Consider the following 12,714-nt stretch of genomic DNA (forward strand, 5'->3'; position numbering starts at 1 on the left):
GGGCGGATGCCCCGCAGGCGAAGCCTTTCCACTGTTCAGGCGGCTTTGCGCCTCCTCGCCTACCTGGCGGAGCACCCCGAGGGGGTGGAGGTAAAGGAGGTGGCCCGTCTCCTGGGCAAAAGCCTTTCCACCGCCTACGCCCTGCTCAACAGCCTGGTAGAGGAGGGCTTTGCCGTCAAGACGGAAGGGGGGTACCGTCTGGGGAGCGCCAAGCCGGTGCCCCAGCCCTCGGGCCTTCTGGAAGAAGCCCTAGAGGAGCTTTACCTCCGCACCCGGGAGCGGTGCTACCTGGCCCTCCCCACCCCGGAAGGGATCCGGCTCAAAAGCCGGGGGCGGCAGGGCCAGCCCCACCCCCTAGGGGAGGCCCTGCCCGAGGAGGCCCACGCCCTGGCCCTGGGCAAGGTTTTTCTGGCCTACGGGGCCCTGCCCACACCCTCCTTGCGCTCCCGGACCCCCTACACCCTCACCGACCCCCTGGCCCTGGAAGAGGAGCTGAAAAGGGTGCGGGAAAGCGGCCTGGCGGTGGAGATGGAGGAGTACGCCCTGGGGCTTTCCGCCCTGGCGGCCCCGCTCCTTGGCCCTAAGGGGGAGCTTCTGGGGGCCTTAGGGGTGGTGGTGCCGAGCCGCCGCTTCCCCTTCGCCTTCAGCCGCCTGGCCCGGGCCCTTTCCGAGGTGGCCCGGGTGCCCGCCCACCTCACCCCTCCAGAGCCCCCAAGCCTCCCCCCTCCCGAGGAAGGCCCTTTGCGGGTGGAGAAGGTGGAACCGCCCCCACCCCTTAGGGAGAAGGCGAACCTCCAGGACTTCCTGGAAATCTACCAGGCCAGCCTCGAGGACCCCGAGGCCTTCTGGGGGGGCTTCGCCCGAACCTTCCACTGGGAGCGGTCCTGGCAGGCGGTCTACGAGCCCGAGGGCCGGGTGTGGTTCCCAGGGGGGCTGACCAACGCCGCCCTGAACGCCCTGGACCGTCACCTCCCCGAAAAGGGCCAGCAGGTGGCCCTGGTGGTGATGGACGGGGAGGGGCATGTGGGGAAGTGGACCTACCGGGAGCTCACGGCCCTCGCCGCCCAGCTGGCGGGGGTCCTCAGGGCCTTTGGGGTGGGGCCAGGGGACCGGGTGGCCGTGTACCTGCCCACTGTACTGGAGGCCGCCCTCACCCTCCTGGCCTGCGCCCGCATGGGGGCGGTGCACGTGGCCCTGCCCCTGGGCCTCGGCCCCGAGGCTCTAAGGGAACGCCTTACGCAGGTGGGGGCCAAACTCCTGGTGGCCACAGACGGCTACTTCCGGCGGGGACGGTTCATTCCCCTAAAGCAGACGGTGGAAGAAGCGGTGGTGGGGCTTGACCTCCCCGTGCTCTGGCACCGGCGGGGTACCAGTGAGTTCCTGGAGCGCATAGCCGAGGGCCGGCCCCAAGACCCCCTTCCCCTCCCGGCCTCCCATCCCCTTTTCCTCCTCTCCACCTCCGGTTCCACCGGCACGCCCAAGAGGGTGGTCCACGGCCACGGCGGGTACATGGTGGGGGTGGCCTGGGCCCTGCGCTACCTCTTTGACCTGAAACCGGGGGAGGTCTTCCACACCACAGCGGACCTCTTCTGGATCGTGGGGCACTCCTTCGGGCTTTACGCTCCCCTCTTCTTGGGGGGCACCAGCCTCCTCCTGGAAGACCGCCCCGACCACCCCAGCCCCGGGGCCTTCTACGAGCGCCTTAAGGGGTTCGGGGTGGACGTCCTCCTCACCTCCCCCACCTTCCTGCGCGCCCTAAGGCGCCACGGGGAGGCCCGGCCCACGGAGGTAAGGCTGGTGGGGAGCGTGGGGGAGGCCTTGGCCCCCGAAGTCTGGCGCTGGACCCAGGAGCATTTGGCTTGGCCCCTGGACAACTGGTGGCAGACGGAGCTCGGGGCCCCAGCCCTGGCCACGCCCCTGGCCCTCCCCGCCAAGCCGGGCTTCGTGGGAGTGCCCCTGCCCGGGGTGGAGGCCCGGGTGGTGGGGCCCAAGGGAGAGGTCCTGCCCCCGGGGGAGAAGGGGCACCTGGTCCTCCTGCGGGTGGGCCCCGCCCACATGGTGGGCCTCCTCGGGGGGGCTTCCCCCTGGCAGGGGGGCATGTACTGGACGGGAGACCTGGCCCTTATGGACGAGGAAGGGTACTTCCGCATCCTGGGGCGCACCGATGAGGTCATCAAGGTGGGGGAGGCGAGGCTCGGCACCGCGGAGGTGGAAGCCGTCCTCCTCACCCATCCCCAAGTGGCGGAGGCCGCGGCGGTGGGCGTGCCGGGGGAGGAAGGGGAGGAGATCGTGGCCTTCGTGGTACCGAGGAGCAGGGAGCTGCCCGAAGAGCTCAAGCCCCTCTTGGCGGAAAAGCTCAAGGCCCACCTCCTCCGCCACCTGGGGCCTTTGCCCCCGCCCCGCATCTTCTTCGTGGAAACCCTCCCCCGCACCCGGAGCGGCAAGATCCTGAGGCGGGTCCTAAAGGCAGAGCTTCTGGGCCTAAACCCGGGGGACACCTCGGGACTGGAGGAGGACTATGGCGGTGGAAAAACTCCTTAAAGAAGCGGAGCGGCTTTGGGCGCCGGAGGCCTTGCGGGCGCAGGCCAACCCCAAGAACCTTCCCGGGGAGCACCGGCGGAGCCTCGAGGACCCTGAGGGGTTCTGGGGCGCGTGGGCGAAGCGGTTCCACTGGGAGACCCCCTTCACGCGGGTGCTGGAGTGGAACCCCCCCGAGCACCGCTGGTTTTTGGGGGGCAGGACCAACGCGGTCTACAACGCCCTGGAGAGGAACGTGGAACGGGGACTCAGGAACAAGGTGGCCCTCCTCTACCTCTCCGAGGACGGCCGGGAGGAGAAGCTCACCTACGGGGAGCTTCTGGACCGGGTCCGCCGCCTGGCCACGGGGCTTAGGGCCCTGGGGGTGGAGCGGGGGGACCGGGTGGTGGTCTACATGCCCCTTACCCTGGAAGGGGTCCTGGCCATGCTGGCCACCGCCTATCTGGGGGCCATCCACAGCGTGGTCTACGCGGGGCTTGGGGTGGGGGCCCTAAGGGAGCGCATCCTGGACGCGGGGGCCAAGGTGCTCATCGCCGGGGACGTGGGGTTCCGCCGGGGGAAGGTGGTGGACCTCCGTTCCATCGTGGAGGAGGCCATCCGCGACCTCCCCTTGAAGGTGGTTTGGTTCCAACGCATGGGGAAGGCCGAGCTCCCCCCCGGCCACCACGACCTCGAGGACCTCCTCTGGAGCCATCCCCCAGCGGCCCGGGCGGAGATGGTGGACGCGGAGCACCCCCTCTTCATCCTCTACACCTCGGGCTCCACGGGGAAACCCAAGGGGGTGGTCCACGTGCACGGGGGGTACATGGTGGGCACCACCTACCACCTCCGGACCTTCTTTGACGTGAAGGACGACGACCTCTTCTGGGCCACCAGCGACATCGGCTGGATCGTGGGCCACTCCTACATCGTCTACGCCCCCCTTCTGGAAGGGGTGACGAGCCTCCTCCGGGAAGGGGCCCCGGACTACCCGGACCCCGGGGCCTTCTGGAAGGTGGTGGAACGCTACCGGGTGAACGTGATGTTTACCGCCCCCACCGCGGTGCGCATGTTCATGCGGTTCGGCCCCGAGTGGCCCGCCAAGTACGACCTCTCCTCCTTGCGCCTCCTCGCCGTGGCCGGGGAGCCCCTAAACCCCGAGGCCCTCCGCTGGGCCTACGCCCACCTGGTAGACGGAGGGCAGCGGGGCTTTGTGGCCGACAACTGGTGGCAGACGGAGCTCGGGGGGCCCACCCTGGGGACCCCCCTTACCCTCCCCGCCAAGCCGGGCTTCGCCGGGGTGGCCCTGCCTGGGGTGGAGGCCTTGGTGGTGGACGAGGAGGGGCGGCCCGTGCCCCCGGGGAAGGGGGGGCTTCTGGTGCTCAAAAGGCCCTTCCCCCACATGATGCGCACCGTCTGGGGGAACCACGAGCGCTACCTCCAGTACTGGCGGGAGGTCCCGGGCGGGGTCTACGCCTCGGGGGACGTGGCCAGCCGGGACGAGGAGGGCTACTTCAGCGTCCTGGGGCGGGCGGACGACGTCCTGAACGTGGCCGGGCACCGCATCGGCACCGCGGACGTGGAAAGCGCCCTGGTCTCCCACCCCCAGGTGGCCGAGGCCGCGGTCATCGGGGTGCCCGATCCCCTCAAGGGGGAGGCCATCAAGGCCTTCGTGGTGCTCCGCGCCGGGCATGCCCCCTCGGAGGCGCTTAAGGATAGCCTCGTGGCCCACGTGCGCCGGGAACTGGGCCCCATCGCCACCCCGAGCGAGGTTGTCTTCCTGGACAAGCTACCCAAAACCCGCTCGGGGAAGATCCTGAGGCGCCTGCTGAAGGCGCAAGAACTGGGCAAGGACCCCGGAGACCTCTCCACCCTCGAGGAGTAGGGGCACCCGAAGGGCCCCCCCTGCCCCGGCCGGGGCAGGGGTTTACTTTTTCTTTTTCCTCTCCTCCCGCATGAGCCGCCTGCGCTCCGCCCGGGAAAGGCCCGGCTGGGGCGGAGGGGTGGGGGTGCGCCGCCTTTCCACCCCAAAGGGGGGCGGGGCCTCCTCCTTCTCCGGCACCGGCACGAAGGGGGCCTCCCGCACGGGGCGCACGGGCTCGGCCTCCACCTTGAGGCGGAAGAGGAACTTGGCCACCTCCCCCTTGATGAAGGCCACCATCTCGTTGAAGAGGCGGGTGGCCTCGATCTTGTACTCCTGGAAGGGGTCCTTCTGGCCGTAGCCCCGGAGGAAGATGCCCTGGCGAAGGACGTCCAGGTTGTGGAGGTGCTCCTTCCAGGCGGAGTCCACCACGTTGAGGATTACAAAGCGCTCCACCGCCCGCATGAGGGGCGGGGAAAGCTCGGCCTCCCGGGCCTCGTAGGCCTTGAGGGCGGCCTCCACCAGGCGGTCCACCCCCTCTTCGGGCTTAAGGGCCCTAAGCTCCTCAAAGGGGAAGTCCTGAAGCTGAGGGGCGGTGTCCAGGAGGGCAGCCTTCAGGCCCTCGAGGTCCCAGTCCTCGGGGTGGACCTGGGGGTTCAGGACGTTCTCCGCCAGGGCGGCCACCGTCTCCTCCACCATCCCCCGGGCGGCCTCCCGCACCTCCTCGTCCTGGCCCAGGAGGATGAGGCGGCGCTGGGCGTAGATCACCTCCCGCTGGCGGGCCATCACGTCGTCAAACTGGAGGAGCTGCTTGCGGATGGCGAAGTTGCGGTCCTCCACCCGCTTTTGGGCCCGTTCTATGGAGCGGGTGACCATAGGGTGCTCAATGGGCTCGGAATCGTCAAAGCCCATGCGGTCCAGCATGGCGATGACCCGGTCGGAGGCGAAGAGGCGCATGAGGTCGTCGTCAAAGGAGACGTAGAAGCGGCTGCCCCCCGGGTCCCCCTGGCGGCCCGAGCGACCCCGGAGCTGGTTGTCTATGCGCCGGGACTCGTGCCGCTCGGTGCCGATGATGAAAAGCCCCCCAAGCTGCCGCACCCTTTCCTCGTCTTCCTTGCAGGCTTCGCGGATGCGGCGGATCTCCTCGAGGAGCTCGGGCTTGACCCCAAGCTCCTCCGCAAGGGCTCGGGCCTCCTCCTCTTGCCCCGCCACCATCTTCTTGATGAAGAGCTCCACCCTCCACTCGTAGCGGTTGAAGCCCTCCCTCTCCAAAAGGGCCGCGGCCAGGTACTCGGGATTGCCCCCGAGCTTGATGTCCGTACCCCGGCCCGCCATGTTGGTGGAGATGGTAACGGTTTTGGAGCGCCCGGCCTGGGCCACGATCTCCGCTTCCCGGGCGTGGTGCTTGGCGTTCAGGACCTGGTGGGGAATCCCCTGGCGGAGGACCTCCAGGGTGTGCACCGCTCGCTTTAGCCCTTCCCAAGCCGTGCGGATGTTCCCCTTAGAAGGGATGAGCTCCTCAAAAGCCTTAAGGTCCTCCTCCTTAAGCTGGCCGGGCTTTTCCAAAAGCTTCCTGAGACGGTCCCAGTCCTCTCCCCCCTGCTTCTGGATGGCCTTCTTGAAGAGGTCCACCCGCATCTCCAGGCGGGGAAGGTAAAGCCTGGGCTCCTTCAGCATCTGGGAAAGCCTTTCCGACTTCTCAATGCTGATGGTGCCCACCAGGACGGGCTGGCCCCTTTCGTACTTTTCCGCGATCTCCTCCACCACCGCGTAGAACTTCCCCTTCTCCGTGCGGTAGACCACGTCGGGGAAGTCCTGGCGGATCATGGGGCGGTTGGTGGGGACCACCACCACGTCCATCCCGTAGATCTCCTGGAACTCCTTCTCCTCCGTCTTGGCGGTGCCGGTCATGCCCGCCCGCTTCTCGTAGAGGCGGAAGAAGTTTTGGTAGGTGATGGTGGCCAGGGTCTGGTTCTCCCGCTCGATCCGGACCCCCTCCTTGGCCTCTATGGCCTGGTGGAGGCCCTCCCCGTAACGGCGCCCGGGCATGAGGCGGCCCGTGAACTCGTCCACGATGATGACCTGGCCGTCTTGAACGATGTAGTCCCGGTCCCGGTGGTAGAGTTCCTTGGCCCGGATGGCCTGGATGAGCATGTGGGCCAGTTCCATGTTCTCCGGGCTGAAGAGCCCCTCCACCCCAAGGAGCTTCTCCGCCTTGGCGATGCCCTGGAGGGTGAGGTGGACGGAGCGGTTCTTCTCCTCAATGGTGTAGTCTCCCGTGGGCTCCTTGCGCACCCCAGGCTCCGCGGGGAGGCCCTTTTGGAGCTTCTTGGCGATCTCGGCCATCTTGTAGTAGAGGTCCGTGGCCTTCTCCGCGGGGCCGGAGATGATGAGGGGGGTGCGGGCCTCGTCAATGAGGATGGAGTCCACCTCGTCGATGATGGCGTAGTGGAGGGGGGTGTCGTGGCGGAGGACCAGCTGGTCGGGGCTTATGGCCATGTTGTCCCGGAGGTAGTCAAAGCCGAGCTCGGAGTTGGTCACGTAGGTGACGTCGGCCAGGTAGGCCTTCCGCCTTTCCTCGGGGGTGGAGCTGTGCTGGATCACCCCCACGCTGAGCCCGAGACCCCGGTACACGGGCCCCATCCACTCCGCGTCCCGGCGGGCCAGGTAGTCGTTCACCGTGACCACGTGCACGCCCTTGCCGGTGAGGGCGTTTAGGGCCACGGCCAGGGTGGCCACCAGGGTCTTGCCCTCCCCAGTCTTCATCTCGGCGATCTTGCCCTCGTGGAGAACCGCCCCGCCGATGAGCTGCACGTCAAAGTGACGCATGCCCAGGTAGCGCTTGGCCGACTCCCGAGTGAGGGCGAAGGCCATGGGGAGGAGCTCGTCCAGGGAGGCGCCCCTCTCGTGCTTCTCCTTAAGCTCCCGGTAGGCCGAGGCCAAGTCCGCGATCTTCTCCACCTCGGCCTCGAGGGCGTTGGTGGGCTCCACCACCTGTTTGCGGTAGCGGGCGATCTCCCGTTCGTTGTTGTCAAAAAGCCGCCTGAGAAGACCTAACATCCTAGGCCCGATTCTACCCCCAAGAGGGATGAGAAAACCGTGTAGCCTAAAGGGTGTGGGTCCTGGGGATTGATACCTCCTGCGACGATACGGGCGTGGGGCTGGTGCGGGACGGAAAGGTGGCGGTGAACCTGGTGGCGAGCCAGGTGGCCCTGCACGAGGCCTACGGGGGGGTGGTACCGGAGCTCGCCAGTCGGGAGCACCTCAAGGTCCTTAAGCCCCTTACAGAAAGAGCGCTCAGGGAAGGGGGAATTGCCCCGGAGGACCTGGGGCTCGTGGCGGCCACCCGGGGCCCCGGGCTCATCGGGGCTCTCCTGGTGGGCTACACTTTCGCCAAGGGCTTAGCTTGGGCCCTAGGGAAGCCCTTCTACGCGGTGCACCACCTCGAGGCCCACATCGCCGCCGCCTGGCCGGAGGACCTCCAACCCCCCTTCCTGGCCCTGGTGGCCTCCGGGGGGCACACCCACCTCTTCCTGGTGGAGGGCCTAGGCCGCTACCGCCTCCTGGGGGCCACCCGGGACGACGCCGCAGGGGAGGGGTTTGACAAGGTGGCCCGCCTCTTAGGCCTCGGCTTCCCGGGGGGGCCGGAGATTGAACGCTTAGCCCAGGAGGCGGAGGAAAAGGCCCCCTTCCCCGTGCCCTTAAGGGGGCAGGAGGGCTTGGACTTCAGCTTCTCCGGCCTCAAGACCCAGGCCCTGAGGCTGGTGGAGGCAGGCTGGCCCAAGGCGGCCATCGCTAAGGGCTTCCAGGAGGCGGCCATCGCCCACCTGGGGGAGGTGGTCCTGAGGGCAGTGGAGAGGACCGGGCTCAAGACCCTCCTGGTGGCCGGAGGGGTGGCGGCCAACCGGGCCCTCCAGGCCCGCTTCCAGGAGGCGGGCCTCAGGGTCTTCTTCCCCCCCAAGGGGCTTTCCCAGGACAACGGGGCCATGGTGGCCCTGGCGGCCTGGCGCCGTTTCCAAGGGGGCTTCCCCCCAAGCCCCTTGGGCCTTGGGGCCACCGCGTACTGGCCCCTGGAGGAGGCCTAGGGGGCGCATGCTCTGGCTCCTCCTTCCCGTCCTCCTCCTCATCTACCTCCTCTACCGGCGAGGAGGGGTGAGGCCCAAACCCTGGGCGGGGGTGTGGCTTTGGCGGCGGGGCCGGGCGCGGCGCTTCCGGCCAAGGCTGGACCTGAGGCTCCTTTTCCTCCTCCTCGCCGGGGCGGCCCTGGTCCTGGCCCTGGAGGACCCTCCCCTCCTCCCCTCCCCCCTGGTGCTGGTGGTGGACGCCTCGGCCAGCATGGCGGCCCGGGAGGGGGGGAGGACACGGCTGGAGCGGGCCAAGGAAAGGGCCCTGCCCCTTTTGGAAAGGGCCCCGGAGGCGGTCTTGGTGGAGGCGGGGGAGACCCCTAGGGCCTATGGCCCCGCCCCGGGGGTGGCCCTGAGGGGAAGGCTCTTAGCCCTGGAGGCTCGGGCAGGGGGGGCGGATCTGGAAGGGGCGGTGGCCCTGGGGCGAAGGCTCCTAGGGGCCCCGGTGGTGGTGGCCACGGACGGGCCCCCTCCCCCAGGGGTGGAGGGGTACCTGGGGGTGGGAAGCCCGGCGGAAAACCTGGGGATCGTGGCGGTGGCGGGGGGGTTCGTGGCGGTGGGGAACGGGGGCTTTAGCCCTAAGACCGCCCAGGTGCTGGTGGAAGGCCGCCCCTACACCCTCCCCGTGCCCCCAAGGGGGTACGCCCGCCTCGAGGGCCTCCCCCCCACCTTCCGGGCCCGCCTCCTGGGGGAGGACGCCCTCCCCCTGGACGACGAGGCGGGCTTCGCCCTTCGTCCCTTGGGGGTGCGCCTTCCCCCTAGGCCCGCCCTCCTCCGCCTCTTCGCCCTCCTCGGGGCCCGGCCGGGGGACGAGGTGCGGGTGGAGGTGGGAAGCCCCAAGGGTGCACCGGAACGGCCCACCCTCTACCTGGCCCAAGAGGGGGGCCCCCCAGCGGCCGTCCTCGCCACCCTCCCCCACCCCCTCCTGGAAGGGGTGGCCCTCCTGGGGGCCCGCCTGCCCCCACCCCCCCCGCCCCCCCCGCCCTGGCGGCCCCTAGCCGAGGGGGAAGGAGGGGTGGGCCTCCTCTACTGGACAGAAGGAGGGCTTTACCTTCCCCCCCTTTCCGCCCTGGAGGACAAGCCCTTCTTCCCCCTCCTGGTCTACAACTTCCTCAGGCCTTACCGGGAGGCGCGCTCGGGCCTCCTAAGCCCCCAGGAAACCCTCCTCCCCACCCCGGGGGAAAGCTTCCTGCCGAGAGGCCAAGGGGGCGGGGGGCGGTTCTTCGCCCTCCTCGCCCTGGGGCTTCTCCTCCTGGAGCTCGCCCTCTGGCCGAGGAGGAAGGTAGCATAGGGGCATGCGCTTCCGGCCTTTCAGCGAGCTGGACCTCGAGGCCTTGAACCGGGTGGCGGGGGCAAGGCCCCTAAGCCTGGGGGCAGTCCGCCACTTCGCCCGCACCGGCCACTCCTTCCTGGCGGAAGAAGGGGAGGAGCCCTTGGGCTTCGCCCTGGCCCAGGCCCTGTGGCAGGGGGAGGCCACCACGGTGCTCGTCACCCGCATCGAGGGCCGGGACCGGGCAGTGCTGGAGGGGCTTTTGGCCGCGGTGGTGAAGAGCGCCTACGACGCCGGGGTCTACGAGGTGGCCCTACACCTGGACCCTGCCCGGGAAGAGCTCAAGGAGGCCCTCCTGGCCCAGGGGTTTACCGTGGGGCCCTTGGTCCTGGCGGTGCGCGTCCTGGGGAGCCGGGGCCTAAGGGGGGAGGCCCGGGGGGTCTTGGAATAGGCACCCTTTCCGGGAAGAATGGGAGGCATGAACCGCGTCCTTCTCGGCGTCCGGGGGGAGCCCACTCCTGAGGGGATGGAGCGCATCCTTTCAGCCCTTCGTCGCCTTCCCGGGGTGGCGGAGGCCCAGGCGGTGGGGCCTGCCCAGATCCAGGTGGAGTACGACCCCCAGGCCCTCACGGTGATGGACCTTATCCGCACCGTGCGGGAACAGGGCTTTTTGGCGGGCATGCTCTGATGCTCCCCGAGGGCCTGAAGGGGTTTTTGAGCTACCGGGAGTGGCTGGAAAGCGACCCCGAGTACCGTGGCCGCATCGCCTTCGCCCGCCTCCTCCCGGCAAGACCCCCAAGGCCCGTCCCCTACCGCGGGGTCTTCAGCGGGGTGCTCCAGGCCCTGGGCCTTAGGCCCTTCGCCCACCAAAAGCGGGCCCTAGAGGTCTTAGAGGAAGGGCACCACCTGGTCATGGCCTACGCCACCGCCGCGGGGAAAAGCCTGGTCTTCCAGGTACCCGTTCTGAAAGCAGCCCTGGAAGAGGGAACGAGCCTCCTCCTCTTCCCCACCAAGGCCCTAGCCCACGACCAGCTCAGGCGCCTCAGGGCCATGGGGGAAGCCCTAGGGGTGGAGGGAATCTTCCCCTACGACGGGGACACCCGCCCGGAGGTGCGCAGGGAGGCGAGGGAGGAGGGGGCCATCCTCCTCACCAACCCCGACATGCTCCACTTCGGCCTCCTGCCCCAGCACGGGGCCTGGGCCCATTTCCTGGGCCGGCTCCGCTACCTGGTCCTGGACGAGCTCCACGCCTACCGGGGAGTCTTCGGCACCCACGTGGCCTGGGTTTTGAGGCGCCTTTTACGCCTGGCCCGCCACTATGGGGCGAACCCCCAGGTCATCGCCGCCAGCGCCACCATCAAAAACGCCAAGGACCACGCGGAAAGGCTCACGGGCCTCCTCTTCCTGGAGCTTTGGGAGGAGGTGGCCCGCTCGGAGCGGGAGCTTCTCGTCCTTCCCCCCAAGCCCCTGGACAAGAAGGGGGAAAGGCGGCGGAGCGCCCTCCTCGAGGCCGCCCACCTGGCTCGCACCCTGGCGGAAGGGGGGCTTAGGGGCCTGGTCTTCGCCAACGCCAGGAAGGCGGCGGAGCTGGTGGCCCGCTACGCCGACCACCCCCTGGTGCGCCCCTATCGGGCGGGCTACACCGCAAGGGCGCGCCGGGCCCTGGAGGAGGCCCTGAAAAAGGGTGAGGTCCGGGTCCTGGTGGCCACGAGCGCCCTGGAGCTTGGGGTGGACATCGGGGAGCTAGACGCGGTGGTCCTCCTGGGCTACCCAGGGTCCATCGCCTCCTTCTGGCAAAGGGCTGGGCGGGCGGGGCGGGGAGAGCGGCGGGCCCTCGTGGTCTACATCCCCCGGGAAGACCCCCTGGACGAGTACTTCCTCCAACGACCCGAGCTCCTCCTCAAGACCCCCCCGGAGGAGGCGGTGGCCGACCCCCAAAACCCCGTCCTCTGCCCCCTCCACCTCCACGCCGCGGCCTCTGAGCTCCCCCTTTCCCGTGAGGAGATCCCCTGTCCGGAGGCGCTAAAGGAGCTCAAGGAGAAAGACGGCCGCTTCTACACCCCAAAGCGCCGCCCCCACCGGGACCTCTCCTTGAGGGGCCTTGGGGCCGGCTTCACCCTGCGGGGCCCGGACGGGGAGGTGCTGGGCCACCTGGACGAGCGCCAGGCCTACTGGGAGGCCCACCCGGGGGCGGTCTACCTCCACCAAGGGGAAAGCTTCCTGGTGCGAAACATAGACCCTGAAAGGCGGGAGATCTGGCTCCTGCCGGCCCTGGAGGATTACTACACCGAGCCCCGGGCGGAAACGGACCTCGAGGTCCTCTCGGGGGAAGCGGTGGGCCAGGGGGTGTGGGTGGGCCGGGTCCTCCTAAGGGAACGGGTGGTGGGGTACGTGAAGAAGCGCTTCTTCACGGGAAGCGTCCTGGAAGAGGTACCCCTTTTCTTCCCCGAGATCGCCTTCCCCACGGAGGCCCTCTGGTTTCATCCCCCGGAGGTCCTCCCGCCCCACAAGATCCCGGGGGGGATCCACGCCCTGGAGCACGCCATGATCGGCCTCCTCCCCCTTTTCGTCCTGGCGGAGCGGCAGGACATTGGGGGGCTCTCCTACCCCGTTTACCCCCGGCCCCTCCCCTCTGGAGGCGGCCCCACGGTCTTCATCTACGACGGGTACCCGGGGGGGGTGGGGTACGCCCGGGCCGCGGCCCGGCGCTTTCCCGAATGGATCCGGGCCACCCTGGAGCTCTTAAAGGGCTGCCCCTGCGAGGAGGGCTGCCCTCGGTGCGTCCTCTCCCCCAAGTGCGGGAACGGCAACCAGCACCTGGATAAGGCCGCAGCCCTCCAACTCGCCGCCAGCCTGGTCCTGGCCCTGCCCAGGCGCACCCTGCACTGAAGAGCCCTCCAGACGGCAAGGGCCCCTTGGGAAGGGGGGTGCGCTGGCTAGCC

8 protein-coding genes are annotated in these 12,714 nt (G+C 69.2%); 7 read left to right on the forward strand and 1 reads right to left on the reverse strand.

Annotated features, from left to right (window positions below; genetic code table 11):
• Positions 1-6 precede the first annotated feature (6 nt).
• Both WKI94_RS00075 and WKI94_RS00080 read left to right on the forward strand, forming a co-directional pair.
• The gene (locus WKI94_RS00075; RefSeq protein WP_337843731.1) at positions 7-2,541 is read left to right on the forward strand and encodes an AMP-binding protein; all 2,535 of its coding nucleotides are present in this window, start codon (positions 7-9) and stop codon (positions 2,539-2,541) included.
• On the forward strand, positions 2,519-4,402 hold the full coding sequence (locus WKI94_RS00080) for an acetate--CoA ligase (RefSeq protein WP_337843732.1): 1,884 nt from the start codon (positions 2,519-2,521) through the stop codon (positions 4,400-4,402). Before WKI94_RS00075 ends, WKI94_RS00080 begins: the two co-directional genes overlap by 23 nt.
• A 42-nt stretch (positions 4,403-4,444) precedes the next feature.
• Here the strand turns inward: WKI94_RS00080 and secA are convergent, their stop codons facing one another.
• The gene (gene secA / locus WKI94_RS00085; RefSeq protein WP_337843733.1) at positions 4,445-7,438 is read right to left on the reverse strand and encodes a preprotein translocase subunit SecA; all 2,994 of its coding nucleotides are present in this window, start codon (positions 7,436-7,438) and stop codon (positions 4,445-4,447) included.
• A 53-nt stretch (positions 7,439-7,491) separates the two neighbouring features.
• On the opposite strand from secA, the gene tsaD reads away from it, so the two are divergent.
• The 5 genes from tsaD to WKI94_RS00110 are packed head-to-tail and all read left to right on the forward strand — an operon-like array spanning position 7,492 to position 12,661.
• The gene (gene tsaD / locus WKI94_RS00090) at positions 7,492-8,463 is read left to right on the forward strand and encodes a tRNA (adenosine(37)-N6)-threonylcarbamoyltransferase complex transferase subunit TsaD (RefSeq protein WP_337843734.1); all 972 of its coding nucleotides are present in this window, start codon (positions 7,492-7,494) and stop codon (positions 8,461-8,463) included.
• Positions 8,464-8,470: 7 nt separating this feature from the next.
• Entirely contained in the window at positions 8,471-9,793 is a 1,323-nt protein-coding gene (locus WKI94_RS00095) for a VWA domain-containing protein (protein ID WP_337843735.1), read from the forward strand.
• Positions 9,794-9,797: 4 nt separating this feature from the next.
• Positions 9,798-10,223, forward strand: coding sequence for a DUF1999 family protein (locus tag WKI94_RS00100; RefSeq protein ID WP_337843736.1), 426 nt, complete (start codon positions 9,798-9,800; stop codon positions 10,221-10,223).
• 27 nt (positions 10,224-10,250) lie between these two features.
• Entirely contained in the window at positions 10,251-10,460 is a 210-nt protein-coding gene (locus tag WKI94_RS00105; protein WP_337843737.1) for a heavy-metal-associated domain-containing protein, read from the forward strand.
• A complete protein-coding gene (locus WKI94_RS00110) occupies positions 10,460-12,661 on the forward strand; it encodes a DEAD/DEAH box helicase (protein ID WP_337843738.1) in 2,202 nt (733 codons plus the stop codon). The genes WKI94_RS00105 and WKI94_RS00110 overlap by 1 nt, the downstream gene beginning before the upstream one ends.
• Positions 12,662-12,714 lie beyond the last annotated feature (53 nt).

This window comes from Thermus sp., assembly GCF_037444525.1.
In the GTDB taxonomy this organism is placed as follows: Bacteria; Deinococcota; Deinococci; order Deinococcales; family Thermaceae; genus Thermus.

Coding starts and splice junctions, on each gene's coding strand:
- WKI94_RS00075 (WP_337843731.1), top strand. CDS start 7: ATGCCCCGCAGGCGAAGCCTTTCCACTGTTCAGGCGGCTTTGCGCCTC.
- WKI94_RS00110 (WP_337843738.1), top strand. CDS start 10,460: ATGCTCCCCGAGGGCCTGAAGGGGTTTTTGAGCTACCGGGAGTGGCTG.
- secA (WP_337843733.1), bottom strand. CDS start 7,438: ATGTTAGGTCTTCTCAGGCGGCTTTTTGACAACAACGAACGGGAGATC.
- WKI94_RS00100 (WP_337843736.1), top strand. CDS start 9,798: ATGCGCTTCCGGCCTTTCAGCGAGCTGGACCTCGAGGCCTTGAACCGG.
- WKI94_RS00080 (WP_337843732.1), top strand. CDS start 2,519: ATGGCGGTGGAAAAACTCCTTAAAGAAGCGGAGCGGCTTTGGGCGCCG.
- WKI94_RS00105 (WP_337843737.1), top strand. CDS start 10,251: ATGAACCGCGTCCTTCTCGGCGTCCGGGGGGAGCCCACTCCTGAGGGG.
- WKI94_RS00095 (WP_337843735.1), top strand. CDS start 8,471: ATGCTCTGGCTCCTCCTTCCCGTCCTCCTCCTCATCTACCTCCTCTAC.